At 66.0% G+C, this 23,575-nt stretch carries 27 protein-coding genes; 7 read left to right on the top strand and 20 right to left on the bottom strand.

Translation table 11 applies throughout. The annotated features are described in order from the left end of the window. The first annotated feature begins 63 nt into the window (after window positions 1-63). Window positions 64-2,208, top strand: coding sequence for a methyl-accepting chemotaxis protein (locus FHW81_RS26505; protein WP_003113383.1), 2,145 nt, complete (start codon window positions 64-66; stop codon window positions 2,206-2,208). A 4-nt stretch (window positions 2,209-2,212) separates the two neighbouring features. Here FHW81_RS26505 and FHW81_RS26500 read toward each other — a convergent pair whose 3' ends face one another. From FHW81_RS26500 to FHW81_RS26480, 5 genes are all read right to left on the bottom strand, one after another. Continuing rightward, the gene (locus tag FHW81_RS26500) at window positions 2,213-2,521 is read right to left on the bottom strand and encodes a hypothetical protein (RefSeq protein WP_003097699.1); all 309 of its coding nucleotides are present in this window, start codon (window positions 2,519-2,521) and stop codon (window positions 2,213-2,215) included. 90 nt (window positions 2,522-2,611) lie between these two features. After that, window positions 2,612-3,949, bottom strand: a complete 1,338-nt coding sequence (carS, locus tag FHW81_RS26495; protein ID WP_023091231.1) for a two-component system sensor histidine kinase CarS — start codon at window positions 3,947-3,949, stop codon at window positions 2,612-2,614. Further along, window positions 3,946-4,617, bottom strand: coding sequence for a two-component system response regulator CarR (carR, locus tag FHW81_RS26490; RefSeq protein WP_003090494.1), 672 nt, complete (start codon window positions 4,615-4,617; stop codon window positions 3,946-3,948). The genes carS and carR overlap by 4 nt, the downstream gene beginning before the upstream one ends. Continuing rightward, window positions 4,617-4,931: a PepSY domain-containing protein gene (locus FHW81_RS26485; protein ID WP_003097704.1), complete on the bottom strand. Its 315-nt coding sequence runs from the start codon at window positions 4,929-4,931 to the stop codon at window positions 4,617-4,619. The genes carR and FHW81_RS26485 overlap by 1 nt, the downstream gene beginning before the upstream one ends. Continuing rightward, on the bottom strand, window positions 4,931-5,239 hold the full coding sequence (locus FHW81_RS26480; protein ID WP_003090497.1) for a PepSY domain-containing protein: 309 nt from the start codon (window positions 5,237-5,239) through the stop codon (window positions 4,931-4,933). Before FHW81_RS26480 ends, FHW81_RS26485 begins: the two co-directional genes overlap by 1 nt. A gap of 214 nt (window positions 5,240-5,453) precedes the next feature. Here FHW81_RS26480 and FHW81_RS26475 point away from each other — a divergent pair, with 214 nt between their 5' ends. From FHW81_RS26475 to FHW81_RS26465, 3 genes are read left to right on the top strand one after another with little or no spacing between them, the layout of a single operon-like run. After that, entirely contained in the window at window positions 5,454-6,536 is a 1,083-nt protein-coding gene (locus FHW81_RS26475) for a hypothetical protein (protein WP_003113385.1), read from the top strand. Window positions 6,537-6,562: 26 nt separating this feature from the next. Beyond that, complete coding sequence (locus FHW81_RS26470; RefSeq protein ID WP_023091230.1) at window positions 6,563-7,456, top strand: hypothetical protein; 894 nt, start codon at window positions 6,563-6,565, stop codon at window positions 7,454-7,456. Further along, window positions 7,440-7,706: a DUF5329 domain-containing protein gene (locus tag FHW81_RS26465; RefSeq protein ID WP_003090500.1), complete on the top strand. Its 267-nt coding sequence runs from the start codon at window positions 7,440-7,442 to the stop codon at window positions 7,704-7,706. Before FHW81_RS26470 ends, FHW81_RS26465 begins: the two co-directional genes overlap by 17 nt. On the opposite strand, the gene FHW81_RS26460 is transcribed toward FHW81_RS26465, so the two are convergent. From FHW81_RS26460 to hmpA, 3 genes are read right to left on the bottom strand one after another with little or no spacing between them, the layout of a single operon-like run. Further along, on the bottom strand, window positions 7,707-8,900 hold the full coding sequence (locus FHW81_RS26460; RefSeq protein ID WP_023091229.1) for an NnrS family protein: 1,194 nt from the start codon (window positions 8,898-8,900) through the stop codon (window positions 7,707-7,709). It lies immediately after the preceding gene. Next, entirely contained in the window at window positions 8,887-9,144 is a 258-nt protein-coding gene (gene ppyR / locus FHW81_RS26455; protein WP_003090502.1) for a psl/pyoverdine operon transcriptional regulator PpyR, read from the bottom strand. The genes FHW81_RS26460 and ppyR overlap by 14 nt, the downstream gene beginning before the upstream one ends. Window positions 9,145-9,197: 53 nt before the next feature. After that, entirely contained in the window at window positions 9,198-10,379 is a 1,182-nt protein-coding gene (gene hmpA / locus FHW81_RS26450) for an NO-inducible flavohemoprotein (RefSeq protein WP_003110082.1), read from the bottom strand. 154 nt (window positions 10,380-10,533) lie between these two features. On the opposite strand from hmpA, the gene norR reads away from it, so the two are divergent. The 3 genes from norR to mvaU all read left to right on the top strand — a co-directional run bounded on the left by norR (window position 10,534) and on the right by mvaU (window position 13,205). Further along, the gene (gene norR, locus FHW81_RS26445) at window positions 10,534-12,087 is read left to right on the top strand and encodes a nitric oxide reductase transcriptional regulator NorR (RefSeq protein WP_003090504.1); all 1,554 of its coding nucleotides are present in this window, start codon (window positions 10,534-10,536) and stop codon (window positions 12,085-12,087) included. Window positions 12,088-12,187: 100 nt separating this feature from the next. Beyond that, entirely contained in the window at window positions 12,188-12,544 is a 357-nt protein-coding gene (gene queD / locus FHW81_RS26440; RefSeq protein WP_003090505.1) for a 6-carboxytetrahydropterin synthase QueD, read from the top strand. 307 nt (window positions 12,545-12,851) lie between these two features. Next, window positions 12,852-13,205, top strand: a complete 354-nt coding sequence (mvaU, locus tag FHW81_RS26435) for a histone-like nucleoid-structuring protein MvaU (RefSeq protein ID WP_003090506.1) — start codon at window positions 12,852-12,854, stop codon at window positions 13,203-13,205. A 75-nt stretch (window positions 13,206-13,280) separates the two neighbouring features. On the opposite strand, the gene FHW81_RS26430 is transcribed toward mvaU, so the two are convergent. The 12 genes from FHW81_RS26430 to FHW81_RS26375 all read right to left on the bottom strand — a co-directional run bounded on the left by FHW81_RS26430 (window position 13,281) and on the right by FHW81_RS26375 (window position 23,457). Further along, window positions 13,281-13,577: a VF_A0006 family four-cysteine protein gene (locus FHW81_RS26430; protein WP_009877656.1), complete on the bottom strand. Its 297-nt coding sequence runs from the start codon at window positions 13,575-13,577 to the stop codon at window positions 13,281-13,283. 263 nt (window positions 13,578-13,840) lie between these two features. Beyond that, complete coding sequence (locus tag FHW81_RS26425; RefSeq protein WP_106120637.1) at window positions 13,841-14,425, bottom strand: GspMb/PilO family protein; 585 nt, start codon at window positions 14,423-14,425, stop codon at window positions 13,841-13,843. After that, window positions 14,425-14,808, bottom strand: a complete 384-nt coding sequence (locus tag FHW81_RS26420; RefSeq protein ID WP_065426587.1) for a hypothetical protein — start codon at window positions 14,806-14,808, stop codon at window positions 14,425-14,427. The genes FHW81_RS26425 and FHW81_RS26420 overlap by 1 nt, the downstream gene beginning before the upstream one ends. A 646-nt stretch (window positions 14,809-15,454) precedes the next feature. Then, window positions 15,455-16,534, bottom strand: a complete 1,080-nt coding sequence (locus FHW81_RS26415) for a general secretion pathway protein GspK (protein WP_106120636.1) — start codon at window positions 16,532-16,534, stop codon at window positions 15,455-15,457. Next, window positions 16,524-17,114 (bottom strand): PulJ/GspJ family protein, encoded by a 591-nt coding sequence (locus FHW81_RS26410; protein WP_016852732.1) that lies wholly within the window; start codon window positions 17,112-17,114, stop codon window positions 16,524-16,526. Before FHW81_RS26410 ends, FHW81_RS26415 begins: the two co-directional genes overlap by 11 nt. Next, window positions 17,111-17,536 (bottom strand): PulJ/GspJ family protein, encoded by a 426-nt coding sequence (locus FHW81_RS26405; RefSeq protein WP_003097721.1) that lies wholly within the window; start codon window positions 17,534-17,536, stop codon window positions 17,111-17,113. Before FHW81_RS26405 ends, FHW81_RS26410 begins: the two co-directional genes overlap by 4 nt. Continuing rightward, on the bottom strand, window positions 17,536-17,946 hold the full coding sequence (locus FHW81_RS26400) for a prepilin-type N-terminal cleavage/methylation domain-containing protein (RefSeq protein WP_003097723.1): 411 nt from the start codon (window positions 17,944-17,946) through the stop codon (window positions 17,536-17,538). The genes FHW81_RS26405 and FHW81_RS26400 overlap by 1 nt, the downstream gene beginning before the upstream one ends. Beyond that, a complete protein-coding gene (gene gspG / locus FHW81_RS26395; RefSeq protein WP_003110089.1) occupies window positions 17,915-18,349 on the bottom strand; it encodes a type II secretion system major pseudopilin GspG in 435 nt (144 codons plus the stop codon). The genes FHW81_RS26400 and gspG overlap by 32 nt, the downstream gene beginning before the upstream one ends. Window positions 18,350-18,402: 53 nt before the next feature. Then, the gene (locus FHW81_RS26390; protein WP_003097729.1) at window positions 18,403-19,590 is read right to left on the bottom strand and encodes a type II secretion system F family protein; all 1,188 of its coding nucleotides are present in this window, start codon (window positions 19,588-19,590) and stop codon (window positions 18,403-18,405) included. 4 nt (window positions 19,591-19,594) lie between these two features. Beyond that, the gene (locus tag FHW81_RS26385; RefSeq protein WP_106120635.1) at window positions 19,595-21,322 is read right to left on the bottom strand and encodes a GspE/PulE family protein; all 1,728 of its coding nucleotides are present in this window, start codon (window positions 21,320-21,322) and stop codon (window positions 19,595-19,597) included. Next, window positions 21,312-22,115, bottom strand: coding sequence for an ABC transporter permease (locus FHW81_RS26380; RefSeq protein ID WP_003097732.1), 804 nt, complete (start codon window positions 22,113-22,115; stop codon window positions 21,312-21,314). The genes FHW81_RS26385 and FHW81_RS26380 overlap by 11 nt, the downstream gene beginning before the upstream one ends. 589 nt (window positions 22,116-22,704) lie before the next feature. Next, window positions 22,705-23,457, bottom strand: a complete 753-nt coding sequence (locus FHW81_RS26375) for a class I SAM-dependent methyltransferase (protein ID WP_003160456.1) — start codon at window positions 23,455-23,457, stop codon at window positions 22,705-22,707. Window positions 23,458-23,575: the final 118 nt, after the last annotated feature.

Here is a 23,575-nt window from a genome sequence, read left to right as displayed (position 1 = left end):
AATGGGCGAGCCCTGCCGATAAGCCTTGGGCCCCCGCAGTTTCTTCGTACAAGGACCCCTCCCATGTTCCTTCGCCGCCTGTCCATCCAATGGAAGATCACCCTGCTGGCAGGGCTCTGCCTGCTCGGCGTGGTCGCCTTGCTGGTCGGCCTTTCGGTCTACCGCATGCAGCACAGCAGCGTGCTGGTGAAAAGCGCCAGTACGCAGATGCTCGACGAATCGGCGCGCCTGCGCCTGGAAGCCCGCGGGGAATTGCAGGCGTTACGCATCCAGCGCTATTTCATGGATGCCTTCCAGTACGGCAAGGGCTTCTCCCGGCAGATCCTGTTCCTCCGCGACCAGGCGCAGAAGCGCTTCCTCGATGCCTACGACCTGCGCGAAGACCTGACCCGCCAGGTGCGCACCGCGCTCGCCGCCAATCCCGAGGTGCTCGGCCTGTACGTGGTCTTCGAACCCAATGCGCTGGACGGCAAGGACGAACTGTTCGTCGACCAGCCCGCCTTGGGCAGCAACGACAAGGGACGCTTCTCCCTGTACTGGGCGCAGGCCACGCCGGGACAGCTGGAATCCGAGTCGATGATCGAGTCCGAACTCGCCGACACCAGCAGCGGGCCCAGCGGCGCGGCCTACAACGCCTGGTACACCTGCCCGAAGGAAAGCGGGCAACCCTGCGTGCTCGATCCTTACTTCGACAAGGTCGGCGAACGCCAACTGCTGATGACCAGCATCGCCTTTCCCCTCGAACTGGATGGCAAGGTGATCGGCGTGATGGGCCTGGACATCAACCTGAGCAACCTGCAGGCGCTCAGCGAACAGGGCAACCGCGAACTCTACGACGGCGTCGGCCAGGTCGGCATCCTCAGCCCGGCCGGGCTGTTCGCCGGCAACAGCCGCGACGCCGGCCTGCTCGGCAAGAACCTGGCCAAGGCGGATCCGCAGCACGCCGGCGAACTCCTGCAACTGCTGGCCGCCGGCAAGAGCCGGTTGTTCAACGAGAACGACGACCTCAAGGTGCTGCAACCGTTGCAGCCGATTCCCGGCGCCAAGCCCTGGGGCGTGCTCCTCGAAGTGCCGAAGAGCGCCCTGCTCGGCCCGGCCCTGGCGCTGGAGCGGCAACTGGACGACATGCGTCGCGAAGGCACCTGGGTCGAACTGGGCCTCGGCCTCGGCGCCGCGGTGCTCGGCCTGCTGGTGCTGTGGCTGAGCGCCCGCGGCGTGACCCGGCCGATCCTCGGCGTCGCCCACATGCTGCGCGACATCGCCAGCGGCGAAGGCGACCTGACCCAGCGTCTGCCGCACACCGGGCGCGACGAGCTGGGCGAACTGGCCGGTTGGTTCAACCGTTTTCTCGACAAGCTGCAGCCGATCATCCGCGACGTGAAGGTCTCGGTGCGCGATGCGCGCAGTACCGCCGACCAGTCGGCGGCGATTTCCAGCCAGACCAGCGCCGGCATGCAGCAGCAGTTCCGCGAGATCGACCAGGTCGCCACCGCATCCCACGAGATGACCGCCACTGCCCAGGACGTCGCCCGTAGCGCCGCCCAGGCCGCCGACGCCGCGCGCGGTGCCGACCAGGCGACCCGCGACGGCCTGGCGCTGATCGACCGCACCACACAGAGCATCGACAGCCTGGCCGCCAACCTGACCAGCGCCATGGGCCAGGTCGAGCAACTGGCCAGCAGCAGCGAGGAAATCGGTTCGGTGCTGGAAGTGATCCGCGCCATCGCCGAGCAGACCAACCTGCTGGCGCTCAACGCGGCCATCGAGGCGGCCCGCGCCGGCGACGCCGGCCGCGGCTTCGCGGTGGTCGCCGACGAAGTGCGCAACCTCGCCCGGCGCACCCAGGACTCGGTGGAACAGATCCGCGGGGTGATCGAAGGCCTGCAACAGGGCACCCGCGACGTGGTCGACGCCATGCATGGCAGCCATCGCCAGGCCCAGGGCAGCGTCGAGCAGGTGGATGAAGCGGTGGCCGCGCTGCAACGGATCGGCGAGGCGGTGACGGTGATCAACGACATGAACCTGCAGATTGCCAGCGCCGCCGAGGAACAGAGCTCGGTAGCCGAGGAGATCAACCGCAATGTCGCGGCGATCCGTGACGTCACCGAGTCGCTGTCGAGCCAGGCCGAGGAATCGGCCCAGGTCAGTCAGTCGCTGAACCGCCTGGCCAACCACCAGCAGGGCCTGATGGAACAGTTCAAGGCCTGACCGTTCACGGCCTGAATAGCGCCGGGGGGCCGTAGGTCCCCCAGATCGCCAGGCGGGCCAGCGAGCGCAGCCAGCCACGCAGACGCGCCGGGGCTCCCGCCTCGGCCACCTTCGCTGCCGCTGTCCCGGCCTGTCGCGGCTCGCCGCGCTCGCTGCGCAACGCGTTTTCCACGGCCTGCTCGTAGCGAGCCTGCGCGGGTAACCGCGGCGACCGCCCCTCCTCTCGCTGTCCACTGGACTCGCCCAACAGGAACACCAGCACCGGCAGCATCAGCGCCCAGCGCCAGCGGCCCGTACCCGTCCGCCGTTTCATCGTCCAAGACCTCCTTGCAAGAAGCCCGGGATGCTAGGGAAAGCGCAGGAGGAAATCTTGCCGGGACTGTCGGCAAATGGTGAAGAACTGTTAAGCCCTGGCGGCGCGGCCGCTCTTCTGCAACGGCAACTCGACGCTCACCCGCAGGCCGCCCAGCGGGCTGTCCTCGAGACTCAGGCGGCCACCGCAGGCCTCGGCGATGTCGCGCGCGATGCCCAGGCCCAGGCCATGGCCGCTGACCTGCTCGTCGAGCCGGGTACCCCGCTCGAGCACCGCCTGGCGCTGGTCGGGGAGGATGCCGGGGCCGTCATCGTCGACCTTCAGGCGGACCATGCCCTCGCCCTGCGCGACAGTCAGGCGGACTTCGCTATCGGCCCACTTGCAGGCGTTGTCCAGCAGATTGCCGAGCATCTCCAGCAGGTCCTCGCGGTCCCATGGCAGGCGCAGCCCCGGTGGCGCGCTCCAGCTCACCTGCAGGTGCGGGCCGTGGATCAGGCGCAGGGTGTCGCACAGCGACGGCAACTCCTCGGCGCAATCGAAATGTGCGCCAGGCAGCGCTTCGCCGACCAGGCGGGCCTTGCCCAACTCGCGACCGAGGCGCTGCTGGATCTGTTCCAGCTGTTCGCGCAGGACCTGTTGCAACTCCGGCTGGCGCGCCATCTCCTCGCGCTCGGCGAGGCTGACCAGCACCGCCAGCGGCGTCTTCAGGGCGTGACCGAGGTTGCCCAGGGCGTTGCGCGAACGCTTCAGGGTCTCCTCGGTGTGCGCCAGCAGGTGGTTGATCTGCTCCACCAGCGGCTCCAGTTCCTCGGGAGCCTGGTTGTCCAGTTGGCTACGCTGGCCCTGCTGCAGCTGGGCGATCTGCAGGCGCACCTCCTCCAGCGGACGCAGCGAACGACGCACGGTCAGGCGCTGCAACAGCAATACCAGGAGCAGCGCCAGGGCGCCGGCGCCCAGACCCATCCACTGCACACGGGCGAAGCTTTCCAGGATCGGCGTATAGTCCTGCGCCACCACGATCCGCAGCTTCTGGCCCATGCGCTTGTAGTGGCCGCGGAACACCAGCAGTCGCTGCTCCTCGGGCCCATCGACCAGGCCCTGCACCAGCCCTTTCTTGTGCGGCACTTCCATCTCGCTGTCCCACAGGGAGCGTGAGCGCCAGGTGTCCTTTTCCAGCTCGATGACGAAATAGCGCCCGGAATACGGGCGCTGGAACGCCGGGTTGAGGCGTTGCTCGTCCAGTTGCATGCCGTTCGGCCCGCGCACCATGGCCACCAGCAGGTTCTCCGCCTCCTCGCGCAGATTGCCGGCGAAATAGCGCCGCAGGCCCTGGTCGAACAGCCACAGGCCGGTCTGCGCGAGGACCAGCCCGACCACCAGCAGCACCGCGAACAGGCCGACGCTCAGGCGCCGCTGGATCGACCTCATCCGGCGGCCACCCCGGCGTAGCGGTAGCCCTGGCCACGGCGGGTCTCGATCACCTCGCGGCCGAGCTTGCGCCGCAGGTGGTTGACGTGGACCTCGATGACGTTGGAATCGCGTTCGGTCTCGCCGTCGTACAGATGCTCGGCCAGGTGCCCCTTGGACAGGACCTGGCCGGGGTGCAGCATGAAATAGCGCAGCAGGCGGAATTCGGCGGCGGTCAGGTCAACGTCGGCGCCGTTCAGGCACACGCACTGGCGCTGCTCGTCCAGGCGCAGCCCGGCGGCCTCCAGCTGGCTCTGGTTGGCCAGCCCATGGGCGCGGCGCAACAGGGCCTGGATGCGCAAGGCCAGCTCTTCCGGATGGAACGGCTTGGTCAGGTAGTCGTCGGCACCGGCCTTGAGCCCATCGATGCGTTCGGCCCAGGAACCGCGCGCGGTGAGGATCAGCACCGGAGTCGCGAGTCCCAGCCCACGCCACTCCTGGAGTATCTCCAGGCCGGGACGCCCGGGCAGGCCGAGGTCGAGGATGATCAGGTCGTAGGGTTCGCTGGCGCCCTGCACCGCCGCGTCGCGGCCGTCGGCCAGCCAGTCCACCGCGTAGCCCTGGCGGGTCAGGCTGGCCATCAGTTCGTCGGCCAGGGGAACGTGATCCTCAACCAGCAGCAACCGCATCAGTCGTCTTCCTCGTCCTTCAGGATGCGGCCGTTGCGGGCATCCAGTTCCAGTTCACGCACGACGCCGTCGCGGGTGAGCAGCTCCACCTCGTAGACATACACGTCGTCTTCCTCTTCCAGCTCGACCTCCAGCAGGCGCGCCCCGGGGTAACGCCCCAGGGCTTCCTGCATGAGGGATTCGAGCGGCTGTATCACACCGTCCTGGCGCAGGCGCAGGACCTCGTCCTGGTCCAGGTCGCGCGCCATCGCTTCGAGGCTGATGACCGCCAGGACCAGTGCGACGATCCCGGCGTAGCGCATGAGCCACTTCATCAGTCGTCCTGGTGGTCCTTGAGCACGGCGCCGGTAGCGGCATCCAGCTCCAGGTCCCATTTCACGCCCTGCGGGTCGCGCAACTCGACCTGGTAGATGTAGCGGCCGTATTCCTCTTCCAGCTCGGTATCGTGGACGCTCGAGCCGGGATGCTTGGCGATGGCGTTCTTGTTCAGCTCTTCGAAGGACTTGATGGTCCCGGCGTCACGCAGCTTCAGCGCCTCGTCCGGGCCGAGGTCGCGGGCCTGGGCCAGGCCGGCAGTCAGGGCGATGGCGGTGGCGGCGAACAGGGCAGTCAGTTTCTTCATGGGAATCTCTCCGTGGGAATCAATCGTGTTGCTTTCGACGGTTTGCAGATTAACCGGGCGCTCTTAATTGAAGCTGAATTTGCCGCAAGGACATGGCCGGGGCGCGCCATAGGGTAACGGAAAGCCTCTGCGATGGGGCTCGCCGGCGTTCGAAAGCGCTTGGTCCTGCGACAACTCGTCCTATAATCGCCGGTCCGCAAGGGAGAAGACCAGCATGCCAGCCATCCAGATCAAGTCCCCCGCACTGACCCTCAAGGCCGGTCGCCGCGCCCTCGCCCGCATCCGCGAGCGCGGCCTGCAGCCGGCCGACGTCGGCATCGTCCCCGGTGCCGCCGGCGGGCCAAAGGCGCTGGGCATCCAGGGACTGGACCTGGCGATCTTCGGCGAGTGGCTGCCGCGCGCCCCGCGTGAACGCTCGCTGATCGGCGCCTCCATCGGTTCCTGGCGCTTCGCCAGTGCCTGCCTGCCCGACGCCGTGGCCGGCCTCACCCGCCTCGGCGAGCTGTACACCCGGCAGCGTTTTCCCAAGGGCGTGAGCATCGCCGAAGTCTCGCGCAAGTGCGCGGCGATGCTCGACGACCTGCTCGCCGGCCAGGACGCGCGGATCCTCGACAACCCGCTGTACCGCCTCAACGTGGTGGTGGTGAAGAGCCACGGGCGCCTCGCCCACGACCACAAGGCCAGCCTCGGCCTGGGGCTGTCCTCGGTGATCCGCGACAACCTGATCGGCCGCCGCCATCTGCACCGCCACTTCGAACGGGTGATCCTGCATGACGCCCGCCAGGCGCCGCCGCTGGCCGCGCTGACCGACTTCCCGTCGCGCTACCTGCACCTGGACGGCGGCAACCTGCGCCAGGCGCTGCTCGCCTCCGGCTCGATCCCGATGGTCATGGAAGGCGTCCGCGACCTGCCTGGCGCCGGCCCCGGCACCTACCGCGACGGCGGCCTGCTCGACTACCATCTCGACCTGCCCTACGAGGACCGCGGCGTGGTGCTCTACCCGCACTTCACCGACAAGGTGATCCCCGGCTGGTTCGACAAGGGCTTGCCCTGGCGCCGTGGCGACGCCGGGCGCCTGCAGGACGTGTTGCTGCTGGCGCCGTCGCGCGAGTACCTGGCGCGCCTGCCGCACGCCAAGCTGCCGGACCGCAAGGACTTCACCCGCTACCTCGGCGACGACGACGGCCGCGAGCGCTACTGGCGCCAGGCGATGGCGGAAAGCCGCAGGCTCGGCGACGAATTCCTCGAACTGGTCGACGGTGGCCGGCTCGGCGAACGCCTGCAAGCGCTGGACTGAGCCGCCACCGACGAGAAGGATCCTGCATGAAACTGGCCGTAGCGCTGATCCACGGCATCGGCGACCAGCCCGATAGCCGCGACGAGGACGGTCTGCACAGCTACGCCCGCGAACTGGTGGCGGCGCTGCGCCGACGTCTCGGCGCGGAAGCCGGCGAGGTGGCCTTCCAGAGCCTGTACTGGGCCAGCGTACTGGACGCCCGCGAGCTGGCCTACCTCAAGCGCATCGAGCGCGAGCCGCTGGGCTGGCGCTGGCTGCGCCGGGCGGTGACGCTATTCCTCGGCGACGCCAGCGGCTACCGCAAGGTCAGCGCCGCCTACGACACCACCTACCAGCAGGTCCACCAGCACGTGCGCAGCGGGATCATGGCCCTGCGCGCGAAGGTCGGGCCGCAGACGCCGCTGGTGATCCTCGCCCACTCCCTGGGCGGGCACATCGTATCCAACTTCATCTGGGACCAGCAGAAACTCAACCGCACGCCGAGTTGCTCGATCGACCCCTTCCTCGGCCTGGAAACCCTGGCCGGGCTGGTCACCTTCGGTTGTAACATCCCGCTGTTCACCTTCGCCTACGAGAAGGTCTGTCCGATCCGCTTTCCCGGCCACTGCCTGACCCCGGCGATCCGCCAGCAGGCACGCTGGCTGAACGTCTACGCGCCGGCCGATCCGCTCGGCTATCCGCTGCGGCCGTTGCAGAACTACGCCGTGGTCGTCCACGAGGACCTCGCCCTGCCGGTCGGTCCCTGGTACAAGCGGCACACCCCGTTGAGCCACATGGAGTACTGGAACGATGCGCGCTTTCACGATTACCTGGCGGACTACCTGCGCCGCCTGTTGGCTGCTGGCCTCGAGCCTGCCGGCGCTGGCCACGCCCTCCCCGCAGGCGAGCCAGGAGATCGGCCGCTTGCTGAGCTTTGTTGAAGACAGCGGCTGCACCTTCATCCGCAACGGCAGCGAATACCCGGCCGCGGAGGCCCGCGCCCACCTGCAGAAGAAGCTCGACTACCTGGAGCGCAAGGATCTGGTCGCCAGCAGCGAGGACTTCATCGAGCGCGCCGCGACCCAGAGCAGCCTCAGCGGCAAGCCCTACCAGGTGCGCTGCGCCGGGCAGACGCGCAACTCCGCCGACTGGCTGAACCAGGAGCTGCGGCGTCTGCGGCAAGCCCCCTGATCAACCGGGATGGCCGTCGACCCGCGGACGACACAGCATCGGCGCGTAGCACCAGGCGAATAGCAGGAACGCCAAAGCCCACAGTCCGCCTGCCAGGGGCAGCGCCCAGTTCGCCGGCAACAGGCTGGGCAGGAACACCCGCGCCGCGCAGCCGAGATTGAGCAGGGCGAAAGCCCAGGGCATCGCTGCCGGCGGTTGCAGCGCGCGACCGGTATGGCCGAGAGTGACCCGTGCCAGCATCGCCAGGATCAACCCGCCCATGCCGCCCACCGCCAGCGCGTGCAGCGCCTGGCTCGGCACCAGCGCCAGGCCCAGGCTCCAGAGCGCCATGCCGAGCGGCGCCACAGCGATCCAGAAATACGCCAGGTGCAGTGACCAGAGCAGCGGCACCTGCCAGATGCCGCGATCGCGCCAACGCCACAGGCGCCAGAGTTGCGCACCGCCGAGGGCGGCGAACAGTCCTGCAAGCCAGGGCGTCGGCTGCGCCGTGACGCCCGCGGCGGTGAGCAGCGCCACCAGCACGCAGCCCAGCAGGATGCCATTGTCCAGCCAGGCGATCGCCGGCACCTGCTGCTGACGGCCGAGACCGCGCTGGGTGAAGAACGGGATCACCCGCCCGCCGATCAGGTTCATCATTCCGGCGATCAGCCATAGCGCGGCGATGGAGGCACGCCGTTGCCAGTCGTCGTTGCCCTCGAACAGGCCGAGCAGGACCAGGGCGTCGGCCAGGGTCAACAGCAGCAACAGGCCCACCACCGGGTAATTGCGCTTCTGCCGCACCCGCCACAGGCTGCGACCGATAGCCCAGGCCAATAGCGGCAGGAAGCTCAGTTGCAGCACCAGCAGCAGCGCCAGCGGCGCATCGAATAGCCAGGCCAGGCGCGCCGCCAGCCAGAGCCCGGCGAGCAGGGCCAGGGGTTTGCCCTGCAGGCCGGGTACGCCGGTCCAGGTCTGCACGGCGGTCAACAGGAAGCCGGCGATGATCGCCACGCCGAAACCGAAGAGCATTTCGTGACGATGCCAGGCCAGCCAGCCACCGACCGGTTGCCAGCCGCTCCAGAGCCCGGCCAGCGCCGCTAGCCAAAGCGCGATGGCGAGGACCGCGAACAGCGCGCCGCCGAGGAAGAACGGGCGGAAGCCCAGGCGCCAGATCGGCGGTATGGCCATCAGCCTGGAACGATCAAGCACTTGCACAGCAAACCTCCCAACCGGGTCGACGCATGCGGAACAGCGCGCTCAGGCGCATCACGTAGCCGATCTTCAACAGGGTCGGGCCGAGGATCACCAGGGCATGGGAAAACACCAGCGCCGGCATGTTCAGGTAGCGGTCGAGGAAATAGGCGGCGATCACGCCGGCGACGAGCAGCGCCAGGCCGGCCGCCAGCAGCCCGTGACCGATCCGCAGCACCCGCCGTGGACAATCGAACAGAGCGTTCATCTCGATCTCCTTTTTCCGAAAAGGGCCGACGCATTTCGCGCCGGCCCGTCGCTTCAGGCGTCCAGCGCGGCGGCCGGACCGAAGAACTCGTAGTGGCATTGCTGCGAGGGTACGCCGAGGTCGGCCAGGTGGCGCTTGACCTGCGCCATGAAAGGCCGGGGTCCGAGGAAGTAGGCGTCCAGGTCGCGCTCCTGCGGCAACCAGTCGGCCAGTTTCTCGCGGCTCAGCAATCCCTCGGCGTCGGGACTGTCGCCGGCACGCGGTTCGCTGTAGCAGAAGAAGTGCTCGACCTGCTCGTGCTGCGCCGACACGTCTTCGATCCAGTCGCGGAAGGCATGCACGCCGCCATGCCGGGCGCAATGGATGAAGCGGATCGGCCGCGCCTGCGGCAGCGCTTCCTGCAACATGGCCAGGGCCGGGGTGATGCCGACGCCGGCGGTGATCAGCACCAGCGGCTTGTCGCTGTCACGCAGGACGAAATCGCCAGCCGGGGGGAACAGATCCAGCTCGTCGCCCTCGGCGACCCGGTCATGCAGGTGATTGGAGACCCGTCCACCCGCCTCGCGCTTGACGCTGATGCGGTATTCGCGGCCGTTGCTGGCAGCGGAAAGCGAGTAGTTGCGGCGCACTTCCTCGCCGTCGATGTCCAGCCGCAGGCCGATGTACTGTCCCGGCTGGAACGCCAGCAGCGGCTGGCCGTCCACCGGCTCCAGGTAGAACGAGGTGATTTCCTCGCTCTCCGCCTGCTTGCGTGCCACGCGGAAGCGCCGCACGCCGCGCCAGCCGCCATCGGCCTGGGCGCTGGCGGCATACACCGACTCCTCGGCCTCGATCAGCAGGTCGGCCAGTTGCTGGTAGGCCGCGCCCCAGGCTTCGAGGACTTCGTCGGTGGCGATCTGTTCGCCGAGGACCTCGCGGATCGCCCGCAACAGGCAAGTGCCGACGATCGGATAGTGTTCGGGCAGCACCTGCAGGGAGACATGCTTGTTCACCACCTTGGCCACCAGCGGGCCGAGTTCCTGCAACTGGTCGATGTGCCTGGCGTACATCAGCACGCCATTGGCCAGCGCCCGCGGCTGGTCGCCGCTGGCCTGGTGGGCCTGGTTGAACAGCGGGCGCACCTCGGGGTACTCACCGAGCATGGTGCGGTAGAAATGGGTGATCAGCGCTTCACCGCCGGTCTCCAGCAGCGGTACGGTGGCTTTGATGAGGGCACGTTGGGCATTGGACAACATAGATGACTCCTGACGCATGCAAGGTTTTGTTTCACCTCGAAGCATTTCAGGAAGCGTGCCAAGGCAAACTACCAGAATTCACGGGCCTTGCAGGCCGACATAGGTCATAATGACTGCAACCATTCAGAGTCATTAGGACTGCAAAGAGGTCGAAATGACCACCAACCCCTTGCTTGCCACCCTGATCCCGCTGGTTGCCGACCTGTCCCGCGACCTGCCGGAAGACGAACGCTACCGCCGACTGCTCCAGGCCCTGCGCGACCTGCTGCCCTGCGACGCCACCGCGCTGCTGCGCCTGGACGGCGAATACCTGATCCCGCTGGCGGTGGACGGCCTCAGCCCGGACACCCTCGGCCGGCGCTTCCGGGTCGGCGAACATCCGCGCCTCGAGGCCCTCCTGGAGCGCCGCGGGCCGACCCGCTTCCCCGCCGACTGCGGCCTGCCCGATCCCTACGACGGTCTGGTGGAAGGCCTCCACGGCCACCTGGAAATCCATGATTGCCTGGGCTGTCCGCTGTACCTCGACGACCAGCCCTGGGGCTTGCTGACCCTGGATACCCTCGATCCGTCGCGCTTCGCCAGCGCCGACCTGGATACCCTGGAGGCCTTCGCCAGCCTCGCCGCCGCCACGGTCAAGGCCAGCGAGCGGATGCGCGACCTGACCCGCCGCGCCGAGGACGAGCACCAGCGCGCCGAGGCCTATCTCGAAGCCGCTGGCGAGCGGCCACGGGAAATGATCGGCCAGAGCGCCGCGCACAAGGCGCTGCTGGAAGAAATCCGCCTGGTCGCCAACAGCGACCTGAGCGTACTGATCACCGGCGAGACCGGGGTCGGCAAGGAACTGGTGGCGCAATCCATCCACCGGCATTCCATGCGCAGCGGCAAGCCGATGATCAGTCTCAACTGCGCCGCGCTGCCCGAGACCCTGGTGGAAAGCGAATTGTTCGGCCATGTGCGCGGCGCCTTCTCCGGCGCGGTCAACGAACGGCGCGGCAAGTTCGAACTGGCCGACGGCGGCAGCCTGTTCCTCGACGAGGTCGGCGAGTTGCCGCTGGCGGTGCAGGCCAAGCTGCTCCGCGTGCTGCAGAGCGGGCAGTTGCAGCGGGTCGGCTCCGATCGCGAGCACCGCGTCGACGTACGCCTGATCGCAGCCACCAACCGCGACCTGGCCGAGGAAGTACGTGCCGGGCGCTTCCGCGCCGATCTCTACCATCGCCTCAGCGTCTATCCCTTGCGCGTGCCGCCGCTGCGCGAGCGCGGCCGCGATATCCTCCTGCTGGCCGGCTACTTCCTCGAGGAAAACCGACCGCGCCTGGGACTGCGCAGCCTGCGCCTGGACCACGAGGCCCAGGCCGCGCTCCTCGACTATCGCTGGCCGGGCAACGTGCGCGAACTCGAGCACCTGGTCGGCCGCGCCTCGCTCAAGGCCCTCGGCCACAATCCGGAGCGGTCGCGGATCGTCACCCTGCATCGGCAGGATCTCGACCTGCCCGCGGAAACCCCCGCGCCACCTCGCAGCGTGGTCGAGCCCGCGCCCGCCGCGCCAACGACCGGTCACTCGTTGCGCGCGGCCACCGACGCCTACCAACGCCACCTGATCCAGGACTGCCTGGCCCGTCACCAGGGAAGCTGGGCCTCGGCTGCACGCGAGCTGGGCCTGGATCGCGCCAACCTGGCGCGCCTGGCGCGCCGCCTGCAACTCAGGTGAACGACCGCCCGGTCGGAGCAGACCGGGTCCGGCGCGCAAACCTGCTACCATGGCGCCCCCATTCCGGTTGTCCGATAACCCCGATCCAGAGCGCACTACAGTGGAACTCTTCAAAGAATTCACCTTCGAATCCGCCCATCGCCTGCCCCACGTCCCCGAAGGCCACAAATGCGGGCGCCTGCACGGCCACTCGTTCCGTGTCGCCATCCACATCGAAGGCGAGGTCGATCCGCATACCGGCTGGATCCGCGACTTCGCGGAAATCAAGGCGATCTTCAAGCCGATCTACGAGCAACTCGACCACAATTATCTGAACGATATTCCAGGCTTGGAAAACCCCACCAGCGAAAACCTCTGCCGCTGGATCTGGCAACAACTCAAGCCGCTGTTGCCGGAACTCTCCAAGGTCCGCGTCCACGAAACTTGCACCAGCGGTTGCGAATATCGGGGCGATTGATTCGCCCGACTCTCCCCTGGCGCTTCGCCATCTGCTCTAAAACGGGCTTCCACACAACGGGCCCGTTCTGCCATCTCTCTCCCATGGGTTGTACGAAGCATTATCCCCACGGACATAAAGGTTTCATATTCTTCCGGGAAACATCCGGCAAGCTGTCCCCACAGTCCGTTAGTCAATAAAACCGTGCAACTATATTGTTCTTCCAGTAGATAAAGACTTATCCTTTGCCGCGGACACGGAAAGTCCGTAAAGCCACTATAAATGCACCAAAACCCAGCACCATATTTTTAGAACGGGAGTGAAACGAATGTCCAAACTTGCCGAGTTCCGCGAGGCAGAGCGCAAACTTCAGGAGCAACTGGCCCTGCTGGAAAAGCTGAAAAGCGACAGCAGCCTGAAGCAGGAACTGGAATTCAAGGACAAGTTGCAGGCGTTGATGGACAAGTACGGCATGACCCTGCACAACATCATCGCCATCCTCGACCCCAAGGCTCCGGTCACCGTCAGCGCCGCTCCGCAGCGCCGTGCCCGCGCCCTGAAGGTCTACAAGAACCCGAACAACGGTGAAGTCGTCGAAACCAAGGGCGGCAACCACAAGGTTCTGAAAGCCTGGAAAGAACAGTACGGTTCCGAAACCGTCGAATCCTGGCTGCAACGCTAAGCCGGTTTTCCCGACGGCATCCTGCCGATGCCGTCGGAAACCCCACTGGCTACTTTCGCTCCCCTCCTCGCCAGATCAATTCTGCGACTTCGATTCGCAAGCGCTCCTGATCTTCTGCGCCGCCAGGTTGTTCTCCACCCCCGGCAGGTTCTCCAGCAGACACTCGTAATAAGCCTTTTCCCGCGACAGCAGGAAGGAGCCGTCGTTATACAACTTGTCGCAGGCCTGGGTGATGAAGTGAACCGCCACCCCGCTCTTCGCCGTGCGTTGGTAGTCGAGTATGCATTGGTCGTAGTCCTTGTCGTCGGCGAGAGTGGAAAGCGGGAATAACAGCAGCAGGGGCAGCAGGAACTTCATGGCAATGGTATCCATGGGAAAGTTGTGCTCCAGCATGGACGAGCCGGCTCGGAGTGCCAAGCCGACCATGAAGTAAAATTTTGCACTTGTTTACAGGCCGGACCAGACTGGCCGTTCTTCGCTGCGCGAATGCGACAATGGCGGGCCGGGGAGCCGAATCGCAGGCGTCCCGAGCGGATTCGGTTTCCCGGCCGCCTGGCGGCAACTCGCTCCATCGACGGGCACCGCCCTCCGCCGAACTCTTCCGGCAAACGGGTGCTGCCCGATCCGCATCCGCTTCAATAGGCCGCTACGAACAGGAACGACAACTGTAGATTGAGCATGGGCGACAACATATTGTTCAGTTCCAGAAACTCCACCGATACTTGCCGCTGCTCCGCTTCTATATCCTGCAACAACCGACTGAACGAGGCTGGCTCCAACTGCCCGCGAACCTGGGCCTCGATACGCGCGATCGTCCCTTGCTTCTCGAAGCCGCGAGGAAGCAGTACGCTCACTTCCGCGTCAGGGACGCCCGCCAGGCGAACCCGCTCGGTCAGCCAGGCCTGCACATCGGCCCTCGCCTGCGACGCATTCGGCGCCTGCCAGAAGCGCTCTCGCTGAAGGTTCAGGACCTGCTCCGCCTGCATCGCCCGCTCCGGCCAGGCGGTCTGCCGGGAAACGTCCTGGAGCTTGAGCCATTCCCCGGCCAGACGACGATATTCCTCCCCTCGTTCCTCCCTCCAATCCATGCTGAGCATGACCAGATGCACAACCAGCAGCAGGCACAGGCTCCAGATGGCCATGCGCAAGAGAGGTTTTTCCTGCCATTGTCGTTGCAGGTTCCGCCCCTGGAACTGCAGTGTTCGCTGGAAGTCCGACATCAGGCACCCTCCCCCGGCGTACGCAGGACCAGGCTCAGCGATAGCCCCTCGCTCTGCGAAGGTTCCACCCTGACATCTTCGAAACTCCCCGATTCCATGAAACGCCGCACATAGAGACGCGGGTCGACACTGTCGGTGCCAATCCGCAACTCCAGCTCGGAGCCTCGATAGCGCCAGGCGAGCAACCGACTGTCCTTCGGCAACAGTTCCGCTACCTGTCCCAGCAGCGCCACCTGCGAGCGATGCTGCAAAGCGCGCCCCAGCTCCGTGGCCATCCGATTGGTCTGCAAGGCCTGGTTGCGTGCGCTGAGGATCGGCGAGACCTGGTCGCTCAGCTGGTCGTACTGCGTTCGCAGCGCACGCTCGGCCCACCACCAGGACAAACCTTCCCCCAGATTGAATCCGCATCCCAGCAACAGGGTGGCTATGAGCCCATGCGGCAACCAACGCTCCCATCGCAGCAGCGTTGCTTCCGCCGCCGGAACGGCCCAGGGACGGCCCAGCGACTCTCCAGGCTCGGCAACCAGGCTCTCCGGGATGCGTATTCCCGCCAGCCCCCGGAGCAACCGAACCCATTGTTCTGGCTGGGGTGGGCTGGGAAAGAAATGGCTCAGGACAAGGCAGTCATCTCTCCAGACCTGGAGATCCAGCCCGGAGCGAACCCGAAGCAGCCGAACCGTCTCGCCTTCCGCGACCGACCGAGGGGGAGCCTGCAGGAGGGATTCGGGGATACAGCGATAACGCCGAGGTTGGTCGACGCAGTCTTCGGCAACGGCCTCCCGGACCTCCTCATCCCAGAACCAGACCAGAGCATGGCCACCCCGCCAGGCTACGTAATGGCCTGCGCGGCGAAAAGGCGCCAGGGCGGCAAGCTTCAACGCCAGTGCCTGATACCGGTCAGAGCGCGGCACATGATTGAGATCGAGACAGCGATAGACACACCACGCCCGATCCACGATCCACTGCGCTGGGGCGCGCCGCGCCAACCCTGTACCTCTACGTACCCACTCAAGCTGCGCCCGGCCATCCTTACCACGGCCTTGCCACAAGCGGGGCGGCAAGAACCCCGGGGGCGATATCGGGATGCAGCGGAGGATTCGAGTAGCGATCATTTATCTTCACGGACCTCTTCGAGAGAAGCTGCCAGGGTGGCAGCAGGCGGTGCTCTGAGTTGAAGCGGACCTCGTATTCCGTCCCCTGCTCGGCTCCTGGCGGGTAGAGCCGAATCGACAGGGCCGGACTGGCCAGGCGCGCCCAGCCATCCTCGGGAACCAGCCTCGCATGACCCCCGAGGAGGTCATGCAGGTCCGACATCCGGGTGAACGGACGCTGCCAGCGGGCTTGCAGCAGTCGGCCGACAGCGTCCTCCGGTAGTCCCCAGGCAAGAGACAGGATTCGGGCATCCGCGGTGTTGATGTTCAGCGCCGCCTCGTCCGCCGCAACCAGATCGCGCCAACCGGCGTCGAGCAAATGCGCTTCCCAGGGGCGCCAGGCCTCCAGCCGGAAGACTTCCATCACCGAGCGCAACGGACGGCGCCGGGCCTGGCCCGGAGAGGACCTGTCGCTGGCTTGCGCGGCGCTACCCAGTCGTGGAGCGGCGCCGGGATAGAGATAGCTGAACCATTGGGTGACCATGACCTGCACCTGCTCGGCGGGAACCCCCAACCCCGCCAGCAGCCTGGACAGTACCCGCGGATCGATGCCGGAAAGACTGAGGCGCGCGGAGCGATCGAGCAGCGCAATGCACCAGCCATTGGCCATGCAGAACTCCCGGCCATCCAGAGGCAGCTCCCCGCCAATGGGCAGGATCGAAGTGTCCATGTCCACCTTGCTCGGCGCGGCGCCAGCATTTCCCGGTACGCTCAGGCCCGCGACGGTATAGCGCTGGGTAGCCACCAGCCATTGGACCCGCGCCAGCAAGGCATGCTCCTCCAGCTCACGAAGCAGCGCCTTGCGCCGGTTTTCCGTGGCATCCAGCGAGCGCCCGACCCAGAGTACAGCGGCACTGGCCAGCAGGGTCATGATGGCCAGGAACCAGACCACTCCGACCAGAACGAAGCCAGACGAGCGGGCAGACGCCGCATGTCGGCATGCGCCATCAGAAATCATGTTCGGCGGGCCTCGCTCTGGGCAGCGCGACCGCGACAAGGACAAACAGGCGCTCCTCGGGAGCCGTCAGTGCCATCGCCTCGGGAAGGGTATCGGCCAGTTGCGCGCTCGGCGGCCAGTCCCGGTGCCACTGGCCGTGACCGTCCAGATAGCGGAAGCGAGCTTCGCCGCGCAGATGCAGGAGGGGCCAGCGACTGTCCTCCAGCCTTCGCACATAGATCAACTCGGTCCGGTCCTCTCCTGCCCGCCGCTCAAGCCGGAAGGCCAAGGGCGTCGGGATGCCCGCACGGCGATCCAGGGCCGCGGCAGACATGGCCTCGAAACTGAGCTCGTCCCCTCGCAGACGCCAGCGGACCTCGCCAGCCTCGGGAGCGACCAGGTTCTCCACCGCATCACGGAACCAATCGAAGGTCAGCGCCCGGACCTGTCCGCGCCCCAGGCTCTGGTGCAAGGACTGGTTGGCCTTGCTGGCATAGCTCAACCCTTGCATGAGCAACGTGCCGATGAAGGAAACGACCAGCAGCACCACGATCATCTCGAGCAGGGTGAATGCACCCTGTTTTCGTCGCGAGCGGATCATGGTCCATCACCCAGTCGCGCTGGGATGACCACGTATCCGGGAAGCTCCAGTTGCAGCGTCTGCGGCGTTCCATCGCCGGCCCGGATGCTGGCGACGACCCTGAACAAGGTCACGTCGTAGATGCCCGGACTGCCGCTATGGCGGCCCACCGCCGCTTTCGACGCGGACAGCGGCGAACTTCGCCACTCCAGCCGGTAATGCCCCAGCCGGACCCTGCCTGCGGGTTCGAGCGCAGGGTTCATGCGCTCCAGATAGGCCATCGCCACCCAAGCCGTCTCGATGCGCAGCTCGGCCGCCTCGACCCGCTGCATGCTCCGAAAGGCACTGTTGAGCCAGGCGAAAAGCGCACCGCCGACCACTGCCAGGAGCGTCAGCGCAACCACCGCCTCCAGGAGCGTGAAGCCTTCCTGCCGCGCCGGCATCAGCGGATCGTCCCGGGCGCGCAGAGGGGGGGCTGAAGCAGCAGCGTATGTGTCGCGCGCCCATGATGGACCTGCAACTTTCCGCCCAGGCAAACTCCGTTTGCCATGTAACGTATCGGCGGCCGAGCAGTAACCGTCCAGCCATCGGGCAGTCGCAGCAACTGCTCGGGAACCGCCCCGCTCTCACCAATGAGCAGCTCCCGCCCATCGCTGCGCACGCGATAGCCCAAGGTCTGCAATTGATTGAACAGATCGTCCAGCGCGGTCCTGCGCGCCCAGGTCTCCTGCATCCTCACCAGGCCGGGCAACGCCACCGCAGCAATGGCCCCGACGATCACCAGCACCACCAGCAGTTCGAGCAAGGTGAACGCGGCCTGGTCAACGTTTGGGCGCGTAACCGACATCGGCATCCAGGCCTTTCCCACCGGGCTGCCCATCCGCGCCCTGACTGTAGAGAGTGAAGGGTTGTTCGGCACTCGGCCTGTCGCTGTACAGGTAAGGCCGGTTCCAGGGGTCCAGCGGTACGCCGCCCTCGAGGTAGGGCCCGTGCCAGAAGGCCCCGAGACGTTCATCGGAAGGCGGCGTGTTGAGTAGCGCCAGGCCTTCTTCTTCGGTCGGCAGCCGGCCGATGTCCAGGCGCATGGTGAGCAACGCGCCCTTGAGCATCTTCACCTGGGTATCCGCCGTCTGCGCCTTCGCCTTGTCGGCCTGATTGAACAGTCGCGGCCCGACGAGCCCCATCAGCATGCCGATAATCACCAACACCACAATCATCTCGAGCAGGGTGAAGCCCTGTTGTGCAGCTCTGTTCATACGGTTTCCACTTCACGTCTCATCCAACCAGCCGCGGCATCGATACCCGGCATTCAAAGCACCATGTCGTTGGCGCTGGTAATCGCCAGTACCACGCCGGTAATGATCAGGCCGAACACAGAGCCGATCAGCAGGATCGCCAAAGGCTCGATCAGTACCAGGGCCTTTTTCATTCGCGCCTGCCCGGCCTCTCCATAGAGCGTCGCCAGGCTCTGCAGCATCTCCGCGAGCTGCCCGGAGGCCTCTCCAACCCGCACCAGGCTCGAACCGATGGACGTGACCGCCTGGCGCTCCTCCAACGCTGCCGACAAGGCGATGCCGGCCCGCACATCCTGGGTGACTCGCTCCAGGGTCCGGCGCTGCCGGGCAATGCGGACGCCAGCGGCGGAAAGCAGCAGGGCCTCCACCAGCGGCACACGATTTCCCAGCAGGGTTCCAAGCACCTTCGACCATTGCGCTATTTCCGCCTGCATCAACCATTCCCCGACTACGGGCAGGCGCACCAACTGGTCGAGCGCATGGGCGCGGAGCGCCGGATTGCGCAGCGCCACGGCGATGCCGCCAGCAAGCAGCAGGACGGCGAACGCCAGCAAGCCGGAACTCTCGTTGCTCCATACCCCGATGCTCAGCACTGCCCAGGCAAGCCACGGGAGCTGGGCAGTCTCGTTCAGGAGATTGGCGAATTTCGGAACGACGAAGACGAACAGGGTCGCCACGGCGAGCACCCCGCTGAGCACCAGAATCGCAGGGTAGATCAGCGCCCCTTGCAACTCGGCGCGGGTTCGCCGTTCGTATTCCATCTGCGTGGCACAGTCCCTCAGGGCTCCTGCGAGGTTTCCGGTCATCTCGCCGGCCGCCACCAGTTGATATACATAGCGCGGCAGGTCGAGGCCGGCGCTCTCCAGCACCACGGGAAAGGATTGCCCCTGGCGCAGGCCATTGGCCATCGCCTGCAGGGCGGTAATCAACTTCGGGTGGCGCGCGCCTCGCTCCTGAGCCTCCACCGCGTCGGCCATGCTCACTCCCGCCGCGAGCATGGTGGCCAGCTCGTGGATGGCCATGTTCAATTCCTCGGCCTTGAGCCGACGTCGCGAGCCCAGGTTGCGGCGTTTCACCTCCAGGCTGAGCGGGGTGAGCCCCTGGCGCTGCAACTGCCGCAGCGCATCCTGGCGCGTTGGGAGGCAGAGTTCGCCACGAACGCGCCTGCCCTTGCGATCGACGGCCTGGTAGATGAAATTCATGGGCTTAGCCGCTGGTCACGCGATGCACCTCGTCAAGACTGGTCATACCCAACCAGGCCTTGATCAAGCCATCTTCACGCAGATTGCGCTGTCCCTGGCTGGCGGCAAGCCGATGCATCTGTTCGAGGGAAGCTCTCTGCACGATCAGGTCGCGCATCTCGGAAGACAGATCGACGAGTTCGTAGATGCCCACACGGCCGCTGTAGCCGGTACCTTCGCAGCGGCCGCAGCCTCGCGCCACGCGCCATTGCGCTGCCTGCCCCGGGAACAGCCGCGCGGTGGCCGCCTGGGTCGCTGCCAGATCGGCCGCAGCAAGGGTTGGCTCGCAAGGTTCCGCGCAGTGGGCGCACAACCTGCGCACCAGTCGCTGGGCCTGGACACCGCGCACCGGCGAAGCCACCAGGAAGGGTTCCACGCCCATGTCGATCAAACGCGTGAAGGCGCTCACCGCATCGTTGGTATGCAGGGTCGAAAGCACCAGGTGACCGGTGAGCGAGGACTGTACGGCGATCTCCGCCGTCTCCAGGTCGCGTATCTCCCCGATCATGATCACATCGGGATCCTGCCGCAGGATCGAGCGCAAGGCGGCAGCGAAGGTCAGGCCGATGTCGGCATGGACCTGGACCTGGGTGATGTTGGGCACCTGGTATTCCACGGGATCTTCCACGCTGATGAGCTTGCGCACGCCATCATTGATTTCCTCCAGCGCGCCATAGAGCGTGGTGGACTTGCCCGATCCGGTGGGGCCGGTCACCAGGATGATGCCGTGGGGTTCCGCTACCCATGCACGCATCCTCCGCAAGTGGTCCGGGAGCATCCCGAGCCGGTCCAGGCGCAACCCCTCGCGCTCCTTCGGCAACAGGCGCATGACCACCGATTCGCCATGCCCCCCTGGCAAGGTGGAGACCCGCACGTCGAGCTCCGTACCGCTGACCCGGATGCTCATGCGTCCATCCTGCGGCAACCGTCGCTCCGCGATGTCGATGGCGGAGATCAGCTTGATCCGCGAGACGACCGCCGCGAATCGCTCGCGGGGAAGGCTCAGTTGGTCGTGCAGGACGCCGTCGACGCGGAAGCGGATACGGAAGTCGAACTCCCGGGGTTCGATGTGAATATCCGAAGAACGCTTTTCCATGGCCTGGCTCATCACGTTGTTGACGAGTTCGACTACCGGCGCCTCCTCCGCCAACTCCCGCAGGTAGCGGATGTCTTCGCTGCCGTAGGCGTGCCGATCCGCACCTTGCCGGGCCAGGTCCAGGGAGTGCTCCAACCAGCCGTCCAGATCCTGGGAGCGGCACAGCACTGCTTGAATCGAGCGCTCCGGATAGAAATAGCCCAGGGTTTCGCGTATCGAAGGAGATAACGGATCACGCGCCGCGAACAGCAGTTGCTCGCCCTCCTCCCAGACCACCAGTTGCTCTTCGACGAACCAGTCGGTATTGATCGGGGTACTGAGCAGGAATGCGGCGATGGACTCTTCGCTCGGCTTCCGCAGGTCGTCCCCCACCAGCGGCAACCGCAGTTGCTCCGCCAGCACCTGCATGAGGGTATTTTCCGAGATGGCTCCGGAACGCACGAGAATGCCTCCCAGACGGCCGCCAAGCCGGCGTTGCAGGTCGAGCGCCCGCTCGAGTTCCTGGCCGCTCACCAACCCGCGTTCGAGCAAACGCTGCCCCAGCGGTATCCACTCGGCCGTCATCTGCGGGCCCGGGGAAACGGCCTCAGAGGACATCTGCAAAACCTTCCTGTACCCGACGGAACCAGAGGAAGCCCGATGAACAGACCAGCAGCGACGCAACGCAATAAACGCTGAAGACCCCAAGGGTCGGATAGGGAGCATCGAAAAGGATCGCCCTGACCATTTCCACCGGGATCGTCAGCGGATTGAGGTACAGGTAGGGCTGCATTACCGGTGGCAAGGAAGACAGCGGATAGAACACCGGGCTGATGAATAGCAGAAGCACCAGGAGAAACTGGACGAACTGCCCTATGTCGCGAACATAGACGCCGAGCCCCGCGAGGAACCACGCCAGCCCCGTCACGCAGAGCAGGAAGGGGAGCAGGGCAAGCGGTAGCAGGACCAGTTGCCAGCCCGGCTCGACGCCGCTGAAGAGAAGAAAGATACAGAGCACCAGGTAGCCGAGCATGGCGTTGAAGAAAGCGGCCAGCAGCGGTGTGAGGGGGAGTATCTCCAGGGGAAAAACCAGCTTCTTCACGTAGTTGGCGTTGGCCTGGATGATAGTCGGGGCCCTGGACAGGCTTTCAGCGAGGATCCCGTTCAGCAGGAGTCCGGAAAACAGGGTCAAGGCGAAGGAAAGCGTGCTCTGGCTTCCGCCCCAGCGCGACTTCAGCACGAAGCCGAAGACAAACGTATAGATCAGCAAGAGCAGGAACGGCGAGACGATGATCCAGATGCGGCCCAACATGGCGTCGCGATAACGCAGTTCGACCTCGCGCCGGGTCATGACCAGCAGGAGCCTGATGCGACTGGCGAGACTGGCCGGTACCAAGAGGGAACCACTCACAGAAAAACTCTCCACGGCGAAGAAGAACAGAACCCGCTAACCATGAAGGATCGAAGCGAGCGGGGCCATCAGCCCCCACTACTTCTGGCGTAAGGTTTTTCTGATTCAAGAAGAGCCTTCAGAAGGCCGGAGCAAGCCGGCACTCTCGCCAACTCGATCTCCCATCGGCTCCGTACCTGCTGGAAAGCACGTGGGTAACCCCGACAATGGCAACGGCTCTCAAGGTGAGGGGCCGGACTGCGCGGAGTGCACCCTCGATTCAGCAGCCAGCGGCAGGGAAACCGGGACGAAAGCAAGACTCATCCTGCAATCGGGGCGATTTCTTCATAGCGCTGGAAAACCTCGCTCAGTGAAACGAAAGCACGCACTGAGCGCCCCGTACGCCAGGGACTGGCAACCTGCACGCCGACCCGGCCTGGGGCGGCATGGCGAGTTCGACGAATACGACTCGGCGCACCACCTGCCCCCTGCCCGCGCTCAAGCGACGCCGCGGCTGCCAGGGGGTTGCAGCGACCTGCGTAGACGGCAGGCGGACGCGATCGGCGCTCTCCCCGCCGTCATGGTTGAGTTTCGGATTGCGTCCGATGGCTCAGCGGATCACCCCGGCGCGCACCGTCAGCGGCCAACTGACCCGATAGCGCGTCTGCGGGTCGCCCCAGGCTTCGCGCAGCTCATCGACGAACGCGGCGCCCGGATCCTGGCCAAGGGCCTTGCCGGCCTCCTTCACCGCCGACCAGGTACCGACATAGCCCAGCAGTTCGTCCAGGGTCCAGGCCACCTCGATGGCCAGGTCCGGCAGGCGACGCTCCTCGAAGGGGAACGGCAGACTGCGGTAGCCCTCCTCCACGTGGCGCCGCTCGGCAGGCCAGTAGGGGCCGACGACCTGGTGGTAGAAGTGCTGGACCAGCGGTTCCATGGGTCCGTCGACATGCAATACGCCATAGGTAACCAGGGCCAGGATGGCGTCCGCGCGGGCCACACGCCGGACTTCCTCGTAGAAGCGCGGCAGGTCCAGCCAGTGGGCGGCCTGGGCGACCGTCACCAGGTCGGCGCTGGCCGCCGCCAGTCCGCTGTCCTCGGCCAGGGCCACGCGATACTCGACCCGCTCGCGAGCCTGCGCCTTGTCGATCTGCGCGGCGCTGGCGTCGGTACCGACCACCCGTTCGAAACGCTCGGCCAACAGCACCGTGAGCTGTCCGGTGCCGCAGCCGCAGTCCAGGGCCAGGCGGGTGCCGGGGCAGAGCGCGGCCAGCTCGTCGACCAACTGCGCCGGGTAGGTCGGACGATGTGCGGCGTAGTTCGCCGAACCCGTGGAGAAATGATCCTTGAAAGGTGCCGTCATGGGACTCTCCCGAAATGATCCCGGCGACCACAGGGACCATGGCCGTCCAGGCTGCCGCCTTACACTAGGCGAATCCTGTCGATACGGAAACACGACTTTCGGTCACCTTGGAGCACCG

This window comes from Pseudomonas sp. RC10-4-2 (assembly GCF_050433085.1).
In the GTDB taxonomy this organism is placed as follows: Bacteria; Pseudomonadota; Gammaproteobacteria; order Pseudomonadales; family Pseudomonadaceae; genus Pseudomonas; species Pseudomonas aeruginosa.
The sequence above is the reverse complement of the archived record's forward strand: the minus strand, read 5'-3'. Positions and strand labels throughout refer to the sequence as shown.